Origin of the sequence: Streptomyces sp. 1331.2 (assembly GCF_900199205.1) — a bacterium.
Classification (GTDB): domain Bacteria; phylum Actinomycetota; class Actinomycetes; order Streptomycetales; family Streptomycetaceae; genus Kitasatospora.
On record NZ_OBMJ01000001.1, the window covers coordinates 385015 to 402492 of the forward strand.

Annotated in this window: 12 protein-coding genes; 6 read left to right on the top strand and 6 right to left on the bottom strand. The window is 75.3% G+C overall.

Going from position 1 to position 17478, the window contains the following annotated elements:
• Window positions 1–307: 307 nt before the first annotated feature.
• Window positions 308–3247: an AfsR/SARP family transcriptional regulator gene (locus CRP52_RS01830; RefSeq protein ID WP_179852651.1), complete on the top strand. Its 2940-nt coding sequence runs from the start codon at window positions 308–310 to the stop codon at window positions 3245–3247.
• Here the strand turns inward: CRP52_RS01830 and CRP52_RS01835 are convergent.
• The 3 genes from CRP52_RS01835 to CRP52_RS01845 form a co-directional block, all read right to left on the bottom strand.
• On the bottom strand, window positions 3233–3919 hold the full coding sequence (locus tag CRP52_RS01835; protein WP_097234749.1) for a sigma-70 family RNA polymerase sigma factor: 687 nt from the start codon (window positions 3917–3919) through the stop codon (window positions 3233–3235). The genes CRP52_RS01830 and CRP52_RS01835 overlap by 15 nt on opposite strands.
• Before the next feature lie 274 nt (window positions 3920–4193).
• Window positions 4194–4544, bottom strand: coding sequence for a hypothetical protein (locus CRP52_RS01840; RefSeq protein ID WP_097234750.1), 351 nt, complete (start codon window positions 4542–4544; stop codon window positions 4194–4196).
• A 275-nt stretch (window positions 4545–4819) separates the two neighbouring features.
• Complete coding sequence (locus tag CRP52_RS01845) at window positions 4820–7228, bottom strand: ATP-binding protein (protein WP_097234751.1); 2409 nt, start codon at window positions 7226–7228, stop codon at window positions 4820–4822.
• Between the two features lie 447 nt (window positions 7229–7675).
• Here CRP52_RS01845 and CRP52_RS01850 point away from each other — a divergent pair, with 447 nt between their 5' ends.
• The 3 genes from CRP52_RS01850 (at window position 7676) to CRP52_RS01860 (ending at window position 11869) form a co-directional block, all read left to right on the top strand.
• Window positions 7676–9736: a phosphocholine-specific phospholipase C gene (locus CRP52_RS01850; protein WP_097234752.1), complete on the top strand. Its 2061-nt coding sequence runs from the start codon at window positions 7676–7678 to the stop codon at window positions 9734–9736.
• A 97-nt stretch (window positions 9737–9833) separates the two neighbouring features.
• The gene (locus CRP52_RS01855; protein WP_097234753.1) at window positions 9834–11051 is read left to right on the top strand and encodes an MFS transporter; all 1218 of its coding nucleotides are present in this window, start codon (window positions 9834–9836) and stop codon (window positions 11049–11051) included.
• Window positions 11052–11146: 95 nt separating this feature from the next.
• A complete protein-coding gene (locus tag CRP52_RS01860; RefSeq protein WP_097234754.1) occupies window positions 11147–11869 on the top strand; it encodes a class I SAM-dependent methyltransferase in 723 nt (240 codons plus the stop codon).
• 19 nt (window positions 11870–11888) lie between these two features.
• On the opposite strand, the gene CRP52_RS01865 is transcribed toward CRP52_RS01860, so the two are convergent.
• Complete coding sequence (locus CRP52_RS01865; RefSeq protein WP_179852652.1) at window positions 11889–13085, bottom strand: helix-turn-helix domain-containing protein; 1197 nt, start codon at window positions 13083–13085, stop codon at window positions 11889–11891.
• Window positions 13086–13354: 269 nt separating this feature from the next.
• Between CRP52_RS01865 and CRP52_RS01875 the strand changes: the two genes are divergently transcribed.
• Both CRP52_RS01875 and CRP52_RS01885 read left to right on the top strand, forming a co-directional pair.
• On the top strand, window positions 13355–15085 hold the full coding sequence (locus tag CRP52_RS01875; RefSeq protein ID WP_097234757.1) for an FAD-binding dehydrogenase: 1731 nt from the start codon (window positions 13355–13357) through the stop codon (window positions 15083–15085).
• A 65-nt stretch (window positions 15086–15150) separates the two neighbouring features.
• The gene (locus tag CRP52_RS01885) at window positions 15151–16092 is read left to right on the top strand and encodes a hypothetical protein (RefSeq protein WP_218893054.1); all 942 of its coding nucleotides are present in this window, start codon (window positions 15151–15153) and stop codon (window positions 16090–16092) included.
• A 30-nt stretch (window positions 16093–16122) separates the two neighbouring features.
• Here the strand turns inward: CRP52_RS01885 and CRP52_RS01890 are convergent, their stop codons facing one another.
• Window positions 16123–16731, bottom strand: a complete 609-nt coding sequence (locus tag CRP52_RS01890; RefSeq protein WP_257032230.1) for a cytochrome b/b6 domain-containing protein — start codon at window positions 16729–16731, stop codon at window positions 16123–16125.
• Entirely contained in the window at window positions 16715–17446 is a 732-nt protein-coding gene (locus tag CRP52_RS01895) for a molybdopterin-dependent oxidoreductase (protein WP_097234761.1), read from the bottom strand. The genes CRP52_RS01890 and CRP52_RS01895 overlap by 17 nt, the downstream gene beginning before the upstream one ends.
• Between the last annotated feature and the right edge of the window lie 32 nt (window positions 17447–17478).

The following is a 17478-nucleotide window of genomic DNA, read 5'->3' on the forward strand; positions in this document are numbered from 1 at the left end:
TTTCACACCGCGTCGGCGAGGCCTCCCACGCCGAACGGCCGCGGCACCGGACGGGCCGCCGGGACTCCCGGCCCGGCGCCCCACCGGGGCCGCTACCCATTCGACGGGTGTGGCACGAAGCACCGTTCACCCACCAGCCCCGCGCCCAGCGGAGGCAGCGGGTCCGAGCCGCAACCGACACCGGCCCCGCCCGCGTCCACCCGACAACAGGAGCGGCGGCAGGTCGCGAGCCGGACAGCTTCGCGCACTACACTGCTCCACCCCGAGGGCAGACCCTCGGGTCCGGTCGTGTGGCGTGGTGGGGGTTGTGGTGCGGATTCGGCTGCTCGGCCCGGTGGAGCTGCGGGTCGAGGAGCGCGGCTTCGCCACCCTGGCCGGGGCGCAACGGCGGGCGATCCTGGCGCTGTTGGCGCTGCGGCTCGGGCGCGTGGTCACCGTGGACCAGTTCTGCGAGGCGCTGTGGGGCGAGTGGCCGCCGGCCAGTGCGCGGGCGGCCGTGCAGGGGCATGTCGCCGCGCTGCGCAAGCTGCTCGCCGGCACCCCGTTCGAGCTGCACACCCGGGCGTCGGGCTACCTGCTGGCCGGGCCGGCCGAGGAGGTGGACGCGTTGCGCTTCGAGGCGCTGGCCGCGCGGGCCGCCGAGCACGCCGACCGCGGTGACGACACCGTGGCCGTCGCCTTGCTGGAGGAGGCCCTGCGGCTGTGGCGCGGCGAGGCCCTGGCCGATCTGCCCGACACCCCGTCGCGCGCCGCGGCGGTGGACCAGCTGGGGCAGGCCCGCACCGCCGCCCTGCTCTGCTGGGCCGGGCTGCGGCTACGGCAGGGCACCGGTGCGGCCGCAGTGGCAGGGCTGGAGCAGAACGTGCGGGCGGACGGGCTGCGCGAGGAGCTGGTGGCCCTGCTGGTGCGCTGTCTGCACCAGGCCGGACGGCCCGCGGACGCACTGGCCGCCTACCACCGGGCCCGGCAGCGGCTGGACCGCGAGCTGGGGATCCGGCCCGGCCCGGTCCTGCAGGCCGCGCTCGCCGAGGTGCTGGCCGACGACCACCCGGAGCAGCCGCCCGCCGCACCCCCGACCCCCGCGCCGAGTCCCCTTCCCCCCGCTCCCCGCGCCTCGCACGCCTCCCCGGCCTCGCGCCGACTCCCCCGCCGTCCGGTCGACTTCGTCGGCCGGGCGAGCGAACTCCACCGGCTGGACCACGACTGCGGCCCCGACCGCGGCGGGGACGGCCCGGTGCTGGTGGTCGGCCCGGCCGGAGTCGGCAAGACCGCGCTGGTCACCGCCTGGGCGCACCGGGCCGCCGCCCGCTTCCCGGACGGCGTGCTCTTCGCCGACCTGCACGGCTTGGCCCCGGCCGCCCCGACCGGCTCGACCCAGCCGACCGACCCGGCCGCCCCCGTCACCCCGACCGCCCCCGCACAGCCCGAGGCCGTCCTCGCCGAGTTCCTGCGCGCCCTCGGCGTCCCGGCCGACGAGCTGCCCGCCGACCGCACCGCACGCGCCGCCCTCTTCCGCGAACGGACGTACGGCCGCAGGCTGTTGGTGGTGCTGGACGACGCCGCCGACGCCGACCAGGTCGCCGACCTGCTGCCCGACGGCCCCGGCTGCGCCGCCGTGGTCACCGGCCGGGGCTCGCTGGAGGACCTGGTCGCCCTCGACGGCGCCACCCTGCTGCGGCTGGCCCCCCTGCCCGCCGAGGAGGCGCTGCTACTGCTGGAACGCGCCCTGACGCCCGAGCGGGTGCGCGCCGAGCCCGACGCCGCCGCCCGGCTCGCCCGGTTCTGCGACCACCTGCCGCTCGCCCTGCGGATCGCCGCTGCCCGGCTGGCTGCCCAGCCCGAGTGGACGATCGCCGAGCTGGCCGACGAACTCGCCGACGAGCAGACCCGGTTGGCCGTCCTGGACGCCGGCGGTGCCCTCGCCGTCGGCGCACAGCTGGATCTGACACGCCGTCGACTCTCCGACCTGGCAGCCGAGCTGCTGACCGCCCTGGCCGCCCACCCCGGCAACGAGGTGGACACCCTGGCGAGCGCCGCCCTACTGGGCACCGACTCCGCCACCGCCCACCGCGCGCTCGGCGAGCTCGCCGCCCACCACCTGGTCACCGGCGCAGCCCCCGGCCGCTACCGCCGCACCGAGCTGGTCCGGCTGTACGGCGCCGGCCTGCTCGCCGCGAAGCCCGCGCCGTACCGGCGCCTGCTGCGGGAGCGGCTGGCGGACTACTACCTCGCGGCGCTGCAGCGCTGCGGCTTCTTCCTCGATCCCGGCCAGGAGGACACCGAGGCACCGGCCCACCCGCCGCAGGCCGTCCCGACCGCCGTCGACATCCGCACCGCGCTCGACTGGTTCCAGGCCGAGGAGCCGACGATCCGCGCGCTGACGGACGCCGCCGCGACCACCGACCCCCGGCGCGCCTGGCGGCTCGCCCTGACCACCGGCTCGCTCTACTACGGGGCCAGCCGCTTCACCGACTGGCTGGCCCGCGCCCGGGCGGGCCAGCAGGCGGCCGAGCGCTGCGGCGACCCGGTCGCGGTGGCGCTGCTGCTCAACTGCCGGGCGCAGGCCCTGGTCGCACTCGAACGCCGGCACGAGTCGGCGGAGGCGGCGCGAAGGGCGGTGGCGGCCGCCGAGTCGGCGGACGGGCCCGCGGCCGTCTCCGCGCGCATCCGGGCGCTGGCCACCCTGGCCCTGGTGACCGCGATGCTCGGCGGCTCCGCCGAGGCCCGGCGGCTGGCGGCCGCCGCCACCGCCCTGGCCCTGGAGTCGGGCAACCGCCGCCGGCTGGTCGACGCCAAGGTCCACCAGGGCTGGGTCAGTCTGGCGACGGGCGACCGGGAGGGCGCCCAGCGACAGTCCCGGGAGGCCCGCGAGCTGCTGCCGCCCACCCCGGTCACCCAGGTCCACCTGTGGTCGATGCTGACCGAGGCGCAGGGCCTCCTGCCGACCGTCCGGGACGACGCCGCCGACCTGGTCTGGCACCGGCTGCTCGCCGCCTGCGAGGAGGCGGGCCTGCTCTATCTGCACGCGCTCGCCGAACAGTCCTACGCCGCCCACCTGTTGTCCCGCGGCCGGGAGCCGGAGGTGCGGGAACGGCTGCGCATCGCGCTCGACCGCTTCCGCGCGCACGACCGGCGGGCGGGCTGCCCGAGCGAGTTCACCGCCGGCCTGGAGGAGTCCCTCGACCTGCGCGCGGCCGACCGCTCACCGGGCGACCGCTCACCGGCCGACCGCTCACCGGGCGGCTGAGGCGGCGCCCTTCGCAGCGCTCTTCGCGGCGCCCTGCTCCGCGCCCGCGCAGCCGCGCTCCGGCGGGGCGTAGCCGTGCTCCGCCGCCAGGACCGGGCGCAGCGCCCGGATCGCGTAGAAGTTGCGGGACTTGACCGTCCCCGGCGGCACCCCCAGCCGGGCCGAGGCCTCCAGCACCGACCGGTCCTTCAGGTGGAGTTCGACCAGCACCTCGCGGTGGTGCTTCTGCACCCGCCGCAGCGCCAGCGCGATGTCCCGGGCCACCACGACCTGCTCGTACGGGTCCTCGGCGAGCGGCCGGTCCTCCATCGGCTCGCCGATCACCTCCTTGGCGCGGGCGGCGGCCATACGGTAGTGGTCGATCGCGATCCGGCGGGCGACGGTGAACAGCCAGGGCCGGCTCGCCTCGGGCCCGGCGCTCAGCGCCTCGGGGTGCTGCCAGGCGCGCAGCAGGGTCTCCTGCAGGATGTCCTCGGCCTTGCCGCGGTCCCCGCCGGTGGCCCGCAGCAGCGCGCGCAGCAGGTAGCCGCCGTGCAGCCGGTGGATCTCGGCAAGCGTCTCGGGGTCGAGGGTCGGGCGGGCCGGGGCGGTGGCAGCACCCCCGGCCGCGGTCGACGGGCCCCCGGAGGGCTGGGCGACGGACGTGGGCTGGGCGACGGACGGCTTCGACACGCGCTACCTCTCAGATCGGGCAGGGGCACGGCACGGGAAGGGCACCGTTGGGCACCGCCGGATCTCCCCGGCGGTGGCTACGGCAGCACACTGCCGGACCCCGCCAAGTCCTCACCAACGATCCGCCAACGCCCGAACGGTTGCATGGAATCGGGCACGAACTTTCCCGTGAGCGCGAGCGCCGGCGCCCGCTCAGCGGCCCGCACCACTGCCCGCTCAGCCGCCACCCAGCCGCCCGCCCCGCACCCCGCTCAGCCGCCCGCCCGCACCCCGCTCAGCCCCCGTTGAGCGCCCGGAGCAGGTCCTGCACCCCGTCCTCCCCCCGGTGCTCGATCAGCGCCGCGACCCAGGTCGCCAGCCGCTCCCGCTCGGCCGCCGACCACCCGGGCGCCGACGGGTGCTCGTCCACCACGAGCGCCGCCGCCAGCTCCAGCAGCCCCGGCGCCGAACCCGGCCGCCACCGCCCGTCCGGCACCGCCCGCAGCGCCAGCCGCCGGGCGACCTCGATCACCTCCTCCGCCGCAGCCTCCGGCACCTCCAGCCCGGGCGGCCCCGCGAGCTCCGGTGCCTCCGCCCGTGCCAGGGCCGCAACGAGCTCCCGCACCTCCGGCTCGTCCGCATCCATCCCGTGCCCCTCCCCCGTCCCGTTCACGGGACTCGTGCTCGTTCTCGTTCGGTGGCACCCGGCGGGCGCCGGGTGCCACCGGACGACGGTACCGAGCGGGAGCCGACCGAGCGGGGGAATTCGTGCGCACGTCCGGCCGGGCGGCCGTGCGGCACGGACTCCCGGCACTCTGCGGGGCGCGCGGTGCACCCTGCCCCGCTCAACGGTCTTCCGGTCGGGACCGGTTCAGTTGAACGGGTACCGGCGGCGCAGTCGTGGTTCGCGCATGCAGGGGGTCAGTCGACGCCGAGGCCGTCAGCACTGCCGTCGTCGGACGGATGGGTCTCCAGCCGCGCGCGGACCCCGTCGGCGTCGCGGTGCTGCAGGTGTTCGAGGATGGCGAGGCTGCTGGTCCAGGCGGCCCGGGCGGCCGCGGTCTCGCCGAGCGCGAGGTGGGTGTCGCCGATGTGGGTGTGGATGTCCGCCTGGAGGAAGTAGTCGCCGACCGCCTGACGCAGCCGCAGCGACTCGTGGTAGGCGGGCAGGGCCTCGCGGTACTCGCCGAGTTGGTGGTGGATGTAACCGATGCTGTCCAGGATGGACGACTGGGCGGAGAGGCTGCCGGCCTCGCGGGCGAGGTCCAGCGCGCGCCGGCAGTGGTCGAGTCCGGCCCGCGACTCGCCCTGCTGCGTCAGGTACCAGCCGATGCTGTTGAGCGCGAGGGCCTGCCCGCCGGGGTCGTCGATCGCCCGGAACAGCTCCAGGGCCCCGCGGGACTCGTCCACCGCCTCGGCGTTGGCCTGCTCCTCCCCGTACGCGAGGGCGAGGTCGAGCCGGGTCCGGCCCTGGCGCGGCCGGTCACCGAGCGCGTCGAACAGGTCGAGGGCGAGCTGCAGGTGACGCCGGGCCCGGGGCTGGTGGCCGAGGGAGCGGTGCACCTGGCCGAGCCAGCGGTGCGCCCGGGCCTGCCCGGCGAGGTCGACGGCGCGCTCGGCGGCGGCCAGCGCGGTCTCGCTGGCCCGCTGCCACTGCTGCCACAGCCCCGACTTGAGCAGGTAGGAGACCTGCGCGCCGACGAGCTGCCAGGCGTGCACGTCGAGCCCGGCCCGGTGAGCCAGGTCGACGGTCCGTTCCAGCACCGGTTGCTCGCCCCGGTACCAGGCGAGCGCCTGTCCGCGGTCGGCGAGCTCCTCGGGCGCCACCCCGGCGGCCGGCTCCGCGAGGTCGAGCGGCTGCCAGGAGGCGTCGTCGGCGTAGGCGAGGCAGCCCGCCCGGTGGGCGGTGTGGAGGTAGTGGTCGAGCATCCGGTGGGTTGCCTCGGCCCGCTCCTGCGGGGGCTCGTCGGCGTCCGCCCGCTCGGCGGCGTAGGCGCGCAGCAGGTCGTGCAGGGTGTACTGGTCCCGGCCCTGCGCGGCGATCAGATGAGCGCGGTGCAGGTCGTCCAGCAGCCGGCGGGCTTCGGACTGCGACAGGCCCGCGAGGCTCGCCGCCGCGGCCACGCCGATGTGCGGGCCCGGATGCAGGCCGAGCAGCCGGAACAGCCGGGCAGCCTGCGGGGCGAGGGCGCGGTAGGACCAGGAGAGCACCACCCGGACGTCCGCGTGGCCGTCCCCGGCCGACAGCAGGTCAAGGCGGGCGCGGGAGTCGCGCAGTTCGCGCGCCCAGACGCCGAGCGGGGTGCCGGGGTGGTCGGCGGCCCGGGCGGCGGCGATGTTCAGGGCCAGCGGCAGCCGGGCGCACAGCTCCACCAGTTCGCCGACCTCCGCCGGCTGCTCCGCGACGGCCGCGGGCCCCAGGCGGCGGGCGAGCAGTTCGCGCGCCTCCGCCGGGGAGAGCACGTCGAGCGGGAGCGGCACCGCGCCGTCCAGGGCGACCAGGCCGGAGAGCCGGTTCCGGCTGGTGACCACCACCAGGCAGGTGTCCGAGCCGGGCAGCAGCGGGCGGACCTGCTCCGCCTCGCGGACGTTGTCGAGGACGATCAGCGTCCGGGTGCCGGCCAGTCGGCTGCGCAGCAGCGCCAGTTGCCCGTCCTGGTCGGCGGGGATGCGGGCGGCCGGCACACCGAGCGCGTCCAGGAAGCCGCGTGCCACGTCGGCGGCGTCGACCGGCGCCCTGGCCGGGTCGAAGCCGCGCAGGTTGGCGAAGAGCTGCCCGTCGGGGAAGTGCTCGGCCACCCGGTGGGCGAAGTGCACGGCGAGGGTGGTCTTGCCCACCCCGGCGGTGCCGGCGATCGCCGAGATCACGACCGCACCGCAGCCGGGGGCGCGGTCCGGCAGGAGCTCGTCGAGCGCCCGGAGCTCCCGGCTGCGGCCGGTGAAGTGCCGGATCGCCATGGGTAACTGCTGCGGCACCGGCGGCCCGGGCGGGCCGGGAAGGGCTCGGGCAGGCCCCGGGCGCACCCCACCACTGTCGCCGCCCGGCCGTACGGCCTCCGGGGCGTCCGGGTCGGCCTGCCCGTCGGCTCCGGCCGGCTGCTGCGAGCCCACGTCCCGGGCGGCCTTCAGCCACCGGGCGCGGGTGTCCTGGTCGACGCCCAGGGCCTCGGCGAGCCGGACCACCGAGGACGGCCGCGGCCGGCGCCCACCCGCCTCCAGGGCGCTGATCGAGCGGGCCGACACCCCCGAGCGCTCGGCGAGTTCGTCCTGGCTCCACCCCGCCGACAGGCGTCGCTCACGCAGCAGCGCGGCGAAGACGACAGCTCCCACACATCCCCCCGGATCCCGGCGAACCGTGCCGCCGCCCCGACCGTCCGGCGCGGACCGCGGACGAGCGTAGCCCTCACGGGCCCCAAGTGTCAGGTCAACGTCAGGTCAACGTCGTGGTCCGCCCGCCCGCACCACGGCGAGGATGAGCCACCGACGGACCCGGACGGGCCGGGACGCGGCGACGGGGGTACCGCGACCCGGCTCGTCCGGCCCGGGCGTGCGCCTGGCCGCCGGCCCGCTCGACAGCTCCGCGCTCGGAGCCCTGGGCGCACCCCGGCGGGCCGACTCGCCGGCCGACCGGCAGGACCCACAGAACGTGTTCAGACAACTTGAGGCGTTCGCCGGACGTACAGCGGGCAGTCATGAGTGGTCCGCCGGGCGGTACCCCGCAGCCGCTGTCCTTGGGGTGCCGTCCACCACCCTCGCGACACCAGAGGTCATCCACCCATGGCAGAGCTGAACCGTCGTCGTTTCCTCCAACTCGCGGGCACCACCGCCGCGTTCACCTCGCTCTCACAGAGCATCGCGCGGGCCGCCGCGATCGCCCCGCAGGGCACCACCGGTACCCTCCAGGACGTCGAGCACATCGTCGTCCTGATGCAGGAGAACCGTTCCTTCGACCACTACTTCGGGGCCATGAAGGGCGTCCGGGGCTTCGGCGACCCCCGCCCGGTGACCCTGCCCAGCGGCCAGTCGGTGTGGCACCAGACGGACAGCAGCAAGAAGGAGGTGCTGCCGTTCCGCCCCCAGGTCAACGACCTGGGGATGCAGTTCGTCCAGGACCTCAACCACGACTGGGCCGGCGGCCACAAGGCCTTCAACAACGGCAAGTACGACCAGTGGGTGCCCGCCAAGACCGCCACCACCATGGCGTACCTCACCCGCCAGGACATCCCGTTCCACTACGCGCTCGCGGACGCCTTCACCATCTGCGACGCCTACCACTGCTCGTTCATCGGCTCCACCGACCCGAACCGCTACTACATGTGGACCGGCTTCACGGGCAACGACGGCACCGGCGGCGGCCCCGTCCTCGGCAACCAGGAGGCCGGGTACGGCTGGACGACCTACCCCGAGCGGCTGGAGAAGGCCGGAATATCCTGGAAGATCTACCAGGACATCGGCGACGGCCTCGACGCGGCCGGCTCCTGGGGCTGGATCGGCGACGCCTACCGCGGCAACTACGGCGACAACTCGCTGCTCTACTTCAACAACTACCGCAACGCCAAGCCCGGCGACCCGCTCTACGACAAGGCCCGCACCGGCACCAACGCCAAGGCCGGCGACGGCCTGTTCGACGTGCTGCGCCGCGACGTGCAGGCCGGCACCCTGCCGCAGATCTCCTGGATCGCCGCCCCCGAGGCCTTCACCGAGCACCCCAACTGGCCCGCCAACTACGGCGCCTGGTACGTCTCCCAGGTCCTGGACGCGCTGACCTCCAACCCGGACGTCTGGGCCCGCACGGCACTGTTCATCACCTACGACGAGAACGACGGCTTCTTCGACCACGTCGTACCGCCGTTCCCGCCCTCCTCCGCCTCCCAGGGCCTGTCGACGGTCTCCACCACGGCCGACTACTTCCCCGGGAACGCCAGTTACTCCGCCGGACCGTACGGCCTCGGCCAGCGCGTGCCGATGCTGGTGGTCTCGCCCTGGAGCACCGGCGGCTACACCTGCTCCGAGACCTTCGACCACACCTCGATCATCCGCTTCATGGAGCGCCGCTTCGGCGTGCTGGAGCCCGACATCTCGCCCTGGCGGCGCGCCATCTGCGGCGACCTGACCTCCGCCTTCGACTTCACCGCCGCCAACGCGACCCCGGCCGCGCTGCCCTCCACCGCCGGCTACCTCCCGCCGGACCACAACCGCCACCCCGACTACGTGCCCACCCCGCCCGCCACCGGCACCATGCCCAAGCAGGAGGCGGGCAGCAAGCCCACCCGCCCGCTGAAGTACGCCCCGTTCGTGGACGGCGCCGCCGACACCGGCACGGGCAAGTACCGCCTCACCTTCAGCGGCGGCGCGGCGGCCGGCGCCCAGTTCCTGGTGACCTCGGCGAACCGCACCGACGGCCCGTGGACGTACACGGCGGAGGCCGGGAAGTCGATCGCGGACGCCTGGAACACCACCTACTCCAAGGGCGTCACCGACCTGACCGTCCACGGCCCCAACAGCTTCCTGCGCCGCTTCCGCAACCCCGGCAAGACCGCCGGGCCCGAGGTCACCGCACGCCACAACGCGGCCACCGGCAACCTCGACCTGACCCTCACCAACGCGGGCAGCGCGGACGTCGTCCTGACCGTCACCAACGCCTACGCCGGCACCCCGCGGACCGTCACCGTCCGCAAGGGCGCGACGGTCGCGTACACCGTCGACCTGAGCTCCAGCCGCAACTGGTACGACGTGACCGTCACCTCCAACGCGACCGTCGACTTCGTCCGCCGCCTGGCCGGCCACGTCGAGACCGGCACCCCCGGCCTCTCCGACCCCGGCCTGATCACCTACTGACGGCTGACCGAAAACGGATCCCGGCCCCGGGCCCACCCGCCCGGGGCCGACGGTCCTCGTCGCGGCCCGGGAACGCCCGGTGACCTATCGTGGGCGGATGACCGATCATCGGACCGCCCGGCCGGCCACCGCTCGGCCGTCCGTGGCCCGCACGGGCTACCTCCTTGCCGCCGTCGCCTTCGCCGTCTGCATGGCCGGCACCACCCTGCCCACCCCGCTCTACGGCCTGTACCAGGAGAAGATCGGCTTCTCCGAGCTGACGGTCACCGTCGTCTTCGCCGTCTACGCCTTCGGCGTCATCGGCGTCCTACTGCTCGCCGGCAACGTCTCCGACACCGTCGGCCGCCGCCCCGTCCTGCTCTGCGGCCTGGGCTTCGCGGCCTGTAGCGCCGTCGTCTTCCTGGCCGCCGACGACGTGCCGCTGCTGCTCGCCGGCCGGCTGCTGTCCGGCTTCTCGGCCGGGCTGTTCACCGGCACCGGCACCGCGTACGTGCTGGAACTCGCCCCGCCCGAGCAGCGTGCCCGCGCGGGCTTCGTCGCGACCGCCGCCAACATGGGCGGCCTCGGCTGCGGGCCACTGCTCTCGGGCCTGCTCGCCGAGTACGCCCCCGCCCCGCTCGTCCTGCCCTTCGTCGTGCACCTCGCCCTGGTCGCGGCCTCCTTCGCGCTCCTCCTGCTGCTGCCGGAGACCGTCGCCGGGGCCCGCCCGCTGCGCACCGCCCGGCCCCACCGGCCGAGCCTGCCGCCGGAGGTCCGCCGGGTGTTCGTCCCGGCCGCGATCGCCGCCTTCGCGGGGTTCTCCCTCCTCGGCCTGTTCACCTCCGTCAGCCCCGCCTTCCTCACCGGCGCGCTGGGCGTGCACAACCTCGCCGCCATCGGCCTCGTCGTCTTCACCGCGTTCTTCGCCTCCACCCTCGGCCAGCTCCTGGTGCCCCGGCTCGGCACCGCCCGGGCGATCCCGCTGGGCTGCCTGGTGCTCATCGCCGGGCTGGCCCTGCTGTCCGCCTCGCTCGCCTGGACCGTCCTCGCCCCGCTGGTGCTCAGCGCCCTGGTGGGCGGCGCTGGCCAGGGCATGGGCCTGCGCGGCGCGGTGGGCGAGATCGCCGCCGCCAGCCCCGCCGAACACCGCGGTGGCGCCCTCTCGGCGCTGTTCGTGGTCGCCTACTTCGGCATCTCGATCCCGGTCATCGGGGTGGGCCTGCTCACCGGGCCGGTCGGCCTGGCCCACGCCGGCCTGGTCTTCGCCGCCTGCATGGCCCTGCTGGCCGCCGCCTCCGGCGCGTACCTGCTGCGCCAGGCGGGCACCCCGGCCTGACCCGCCCGGTTTGCCCCCTATGCCCGGTTTGCCTCCCGGACTCGGGACCGATAGACACGATCCCGACACTGTGCGTGACAACGGGAGGACTCCCCATGAGCGTGACGAATCGGTACCGGGAGGCCTGGGAGGGCTTCTGGCGCGGCGCACCCGAGGAGCCGGGCTCGGTGATCTGGGACGCCGAACCCTCCCTCACCGCCGCCCGCCACCTCGACCTGTTCGACCGCCACCTCACCGACCCGGAGCTGCCCCTCGTGGATCTGGGCTGCGGCAACGGCACCCAGACCGGCTTCCTCGCCGAACGGTTCACCCGCACCGTCGGCGTCGACCTGTCCGCCGCGGCCCTCGACCTCGCCCGGCGCCGGGATCCGCACCGGCGGGTCGAGTTCGCGCAGCTGGACGCCACCGACGCCGAAGCCGTCCGGGCGCTGCACGACCGCCTCGGCGACGCCAACGTGTACGTGCGCGGCCTCATCCACCAGTGCGAGCCGGCCGACCGCGGCCCGGTCGCCGAGGCCGTCGCCTCCCTGCTCGGCGACCGCGGCCGGGCCTTCGTCGTCGAACTCTCCGAGTCCGCCAAGACCGTCCTGACGGACCTCGCCCGGAGCCCGGCCGGCCCGCCCCCGAAGCTGGTCCCGGTCTTCGCCCACGGCCTCGCCCCCGCCGAGGTCGCCGACGCGGCCTTCCCCGCCCTCTTCCGCGCCGCCGGGCTCACCGTCCTCGCCACCGGCGACCTGCCGCTGTCCACCACGGAGACCACCCCGGACGGCCGACGGATCGACCTGCCCGCCCAGTGGCTGGTGCTGGGCCGAATCTGAACCGACCGACCGCGAGCGGCTATGGCTGGGCGGCGAGGAGCGCGGTACGGAAGACGAACCCGTTCCACGGCGTCCGCGGGTCGCGGCCGGTCGTCGCCGCCAGACGCCGCAGCCGGTAGCGGACGGTCTGCGGGTGGACGTGGAGGCGGGCCGCGGCCGCGGCGGCGCCGTCGGAGTACAGGACGGCGTCGAGGGTGCGCAGGGTCTCGGGCTCCTGGGTGAGGTGGCCCAGCACCGTGCCGGCCACCCGCGCGGGATCGGCGTCCGGGTGTCCGGTGACCAGGGCCACCACCTCCAGGTCGCCGCGGTCGAGCACCCGGCGCTCGGCGCGCACGAGGGCGGAGGCGTGCCGCACGCCGTGCGCGGCGAGGCGGTAGTCGCGCGGCGCGGTGGCGGCGGTGGCGCCGGTGAGCAGGGCGCCGGTGAGCCCGTGCCCGGTCATCAGGCGGTCCAGCTCCTGCGGGTCGACCGCCTTGACCAGGGCGACCCCGACGCCGTCCATCGTGGTGTGGATCGCGGCGAGTTCGCGGTCCGCGGCCTCCCCGGCGGCCCGCGCATCCAGGGCCGCGGCCACGACCGACGCCGCCCGCTCCGCGTCCTCGGCGGCCCCGGTCGGCGCGGCCGTCCCCGAGGGCCCGGCTGCCGAACCGGCCGGGTCGGCCACCACCAGGTCGAAGGACGGCGGCAGTTGGGCGTCGAGCTCGCGCAGGCGGGCACGGAGGGTGCCGGTGTGGCTCTGCCGGCCGAGCAGCAGGTCGGTGAGGAGCCCGCGCAACGAGCGCTCACGGTCCTCGCTGAGGCTGCGCCCGGTCGACTCGTAGCCGTCGAAGATCGCCTCGGAGGACTGGTCGAGGACCGTCAGCCACACCCGGGCGAGCGCGGCGGTGTCGGCGGCGGAGAGGCCGTCGGCGAAGCCGTCGCCGATCCGTTCGAAGAACGCGAGCGCGGCGACCCGGTAGGCGCGCAGGACCGCCGCGAGCGGCCGGGCGTCGCGGGCCCGGACCGCGCCGACGCCGCGGAACATCCGCAGGTCACTGGGATCCAACTCGCCGTCCACGGACCACAGTTCGAGTACCCGGCGGAGCGTCCAGACGATGATCGAGCGGACCTCCGCCAGCTGGCGGGCGTCAAGGTTGGCGTAGGCCGGAATCTCCCGGGCGATGGCGGCCATGAACGAGTCGACCACGGCCGTCTCGTCCTTGAGGATCCGCGTCACGACGCTCCGCCGGTCGCCCGCGGAGCCCTGTGCGGCGGAGCCCTGTGCGGCAGAGCCCTGTGCGGCAGAGCCCTGTGCAGCGGAACCCTGTGCAGCAGGACCCTGTGCAGCGGGGCCCGACGCGGTCGACCGTGCGCCCTGTGCGTCCGGGACAGTCTTCTTTGTCACCACCTGACAAGGCTAGTCCCGCCCCGCCCGCCCGGCGCGCCACCATGGGGCGGCGGAGCCGTCGCGACCGCGCGACGGCGGTGGCCCTGCGGGAGAGCCGAATGACGTTCCAGCCCGATGTCATCGTGGTCGGGGCCGGTCTCGCCGGCCTGGTGGCGACCCACGAGCTGGCGAAGGCCGGCAAGCGGGTGCTGGTCGTCGAACAGGAGAACCGGCGGAACCTGGGCGGGCAGGCGTTCTGGTCCCTCGGCGGCCTCTTCTTCGTCGACAGCCCCGAGCAGCGCCGGGCCGGGATCCGGGACTCGCTGGAGCTGGCCCGGCAGGACTGGTTCGGTTCGGCGGCCTTCGACCGGCCGCACGACGAGGACCTCTGGGGCCGTCGCTGGGCCGAGGCGTACGTGGCGTGGGCGGCCGGCGGCAAGCGCCGGTACCTGCGCGAGCTCGGCCACCGGGTGGTGCCGCTGGTGGGGTGGGCCGAGCGTGGTGGCGGCTCGGCCACCGGCCACGGCAACTCGGTGCCGCGCTTCCACATCACCTGGGGCACCGGGCCCGGGGTGGTGGAGGCCTTCGCCCGCCCGGTGCTGCGGGCGGAGCGGAGCGGGCTGGTGCGGTTCGCCTTCCGGCACCGGGTGGACGGGCTGCTGACCGAGCGGGGCGCCGTGGTCGGCATCCGGGGCGCGGTGCTGGTGCCGGACGACTCCGAGCGCGGGCGGCCGTCCTCACGCGAGGAGGTCGGGCTGTTCGAGGAGCGGGCGGCAGCGGTGGTGGTGACCTCCGGGGGCATCGGGCACAACCACGCGCTGATGCGCGCCAACTGGCCGACCGAGCGGATCGGCCCGGCCCCGCGGCACCTGATCTCGGGTGTCCCGGCGCACGTCGACGGCCGGATGCTCGCCATCACCGAGGAGGCCGGCGGACGCGTCGTCAACCGCGACCGGATGTGGGCCTACACCGAGGGAGTCCACAACTGGGATCCGGTCTGGCCGGACCACGCGATCCGGATCCTGCCGGGGCCGTCCTCGCTCTGGTTCGACGCCGACGGGCGCCGGCTGACCGGCGCCTCCGGCGTGCCGGGCGCGGACTCGATCGGCGCGATGAAGCAGATCCTGGCCACCGGTCACGACTACTCGTGGTTCATCCTGACCCAGTCGATCATCGAGAAGGAGTTCGCCCTCTCCGGCTCCGAGCAGAACCCCGACCTGACCGGCCGTGACCTCCGCTTCGCGCTGAAGAGCCGGCTCGCCAAGGGCGCCCCCGCCCCGGTGGAGCGGTTCAAGCAGTACGGCGAGGACTTCGTCGTCGCCCGGACCCTCCCGGAGCTGGTCGCGGCCATGAACACGATCGCCCGCGGCCCGAAGCTCGACGCCGCCGACATCGAGCGCCAGATCCTCGCCCGCGACCGCGAACTGGCGAACGGGTTCACCAAGGACGTGCAGGTGATGGCGATCCACAACGCCCGCAGGTCGCTGACCGACCGGATCGCCCGGGTCGCCAAACCCCACCGGATCCTGGACCCGGCGCACGGCCCGCTCATCGGCGTCCGCCTCAACATCCTGTCCCGCAAGACCCTCGGCGGCCTGCAGACCGACCTGGACTCCCGGGTCCTCGGCGCCGACGGCACCCCGGTCCCCGGGCTCTACGCGGCCGGCGAGGTGGCGGGCTTCGGCGGCGGCGGGGTCCACGGCTACAACGCCCTGGAGGGCACCTTCCTCGGCGGCTGCATCTTCTCGGGCCGAGCGGCGGGCCTGGCCCTCGGGCGGGTGCCGCGTGCTCCCCGCACCGCCTCCGACATTTCGGTTATCGAGCCGCCCGCCGACGGTCTCCCGTTGTAGTGAGCCGAATCCCTCGGCCCGGCCGGCGCCGCCTCGGGGCGCGCCCGCGACGGAAGGACCTGCCCATGACCGCTTCCCCCGCCCGTCCGTTCCGCCGGGGCTGGCTGCTCGCGTCCTGCCTGCCGGTGCTGCTCGTCCTCGGGATGGCGGCCTCCGTTCCGTCCGTCTCCCCCGCTCCGGCGAGCGGCGGAACGCCGGGGACAGCAGGGGCAGCGGGGGCAGCAGGGACGGCGGGGATGGCGGGGATGCCCGGGATGGCGCCCGGCACGGCGGGCGCCCTGCAGAGCCCCGGGCGCGGCCTCGCCGCCGAGCAGGACGGCTACCGCCTGGACACCGCCACCACCGAGCTGCCCGCCGGGCGTCCGTCGGCCTTCAGGTTCACCGTCGCCGGCCCGGACGGCGCACCCGTCACCGACTTCGCCGTCCACCAGACCAAGAAGCTGCACTTCTACGCGATCCGCACCGATCTCACCGGCTTCCAGCACCTCCACCCGGACCCGGCCGAGGACGGCAGCTGGACCGCGGACCTCGCCGCCCTCACCCCCGGCAGCTGGCGGCTGTACGCCGACTTCGTCCCCGCCACCGGCCCGCACGCCGCCGAACTCGTCCTCAGCCGCACCGTCACCGTGCCCGGCGACTCCACCCCGGTGCCGCTGCCCGCCCCGGCCGACACCACCACCGTCGACGGCTACACCGTCGCCCTGCACGCCCAACCGATGGCCGGGGCACACCAGTTGGTCGCGACCATCAGCCGGGACGGCCGACCGGTCACCGACCTCCAGCCGTACCTGGACAGCTACGCCCACCTCAGCGCCTTCCACGAGGGCGACCAGGCGCTCGCCCACCTCCACCCGGCGGACGCCGTCCACGGCGACCACGGCGGCCCCACCCTGACCTTCCAGGCCCTCCTCCCGGAGCCGGGCAACTGGCGGGTCCTCCTGCAGTTCCAGACCGCCGGAAGGCTGCACACCGCCGAACTCACCCTGCCCGTCGACCGGCTCGGGTGACGGCACCGCACCGAGGCAGGGCCGGGGGACCTACTCCGGGTCGGCCGGCCGCCAGTGCGGGTGCTCGCGCTCGGCCCAGCGGCGTTCCACCAGCCCGGTCCGCATGCCCAGCCGCGACTCCGGGTCCAGCCAAGCCATCCGGACGTGCCCGGCGACCACGACGGCGATGGCGGCGGCCAGCCAGTCGTGCACGAAGGTCGCGCCGGTCCGCCAGGACGCCGGGGCGAGGTGGGTGAGCCACATCAGCAGCCCGCTGCCGACGATCACCAGCATCGACCCGAGGGTCCACTGCGCGTACAGCTTCTGGCCCGCGTTGAACTTCCCGGCGGGCCGGTGCGCCGCCCTGGTCCGGACGGCCCGCAGCCATTGCCAGTCGGTCGGGGTGAAGCGGCTGAGCCGGGCGAGGTCGGCCCGCAGGGCACGGAAGGCGAGGCCGAGCAGCAGCGGTACGGGCAGGGCCAGGCCGCACCACACGTGCACGGTCACCACCAGCGGCCGGTTGCCGACCAGTTCGGCGAGCGGGGCGAGGTAGAGGCAGCCGGCCGTGGCCAGGCAGACGCCCATCAGCGCGGCCGTCACCCGGTGGACCCACCGCTCGGCGCGGGTGAAGCGCGGGACCAGCTCAGTTCGTCGGTTCATCACTTCGCCCGTTCGACCGGCCGACCCAGGCGTCGACGTCATAACCGTTCCGTTCCCAGTAGCCCGGCTCGACCGAGCCGGTCACCGTGATGCCCGAGAGCCACTTCGCGGACTTGTAGAAGTACATCGGCGCGACGTACAGCCGCACCGGCCCGCCGTGGTCGTGCGTGATCGGGGCGTCCTGCATGCGCAACGCGACCAGCACGTCGTCCCGCCGGGCCTGCTCCAGGGTGAGGCTCTCGGTGTACGCGCCGTCGAAGCAGCTGAAGCGCACGGCCTTCGCCTCCGGCGCCACCCCGGCGGCGTCCAGCAGGTGCGCCAGCGGCACCCCCTCGAAGGGCGTGTGCGGCACCCGCCACCCGGTGACGCACTGGACGTCCTTGACCAGCCGCCGCTGCGGCATCGCCTGGAGGTCGGCCAGCCGGTGCGTCGCGGGGCGCCGGACCAGGCCGTCGACGGTCAGCGTGTAGGTCCCCGCGTCCCGTTCGGGGACGGAGGTCACCACCGAGTAGTACCGGAAGCCGTTGTTCCCGGGCAGCAGCCCGCTCAGGCCGCTCGGATCGCGCTCCGCCAGGGCCGACTCCGCCCGCTGCAGGTACGGTCCGGCCGCCACCCCGATCGCCCCGAGGCCGAGCAGGCCGAGCACCACCCGCCGCCCGACCGGGGTGCCCCGGCTCTCGTCCGCTGCGCCGTCGCCCTGAGGTGTTCTGTCCACCCGACGATTCGAGCAGGTCGACCCGGGTGATG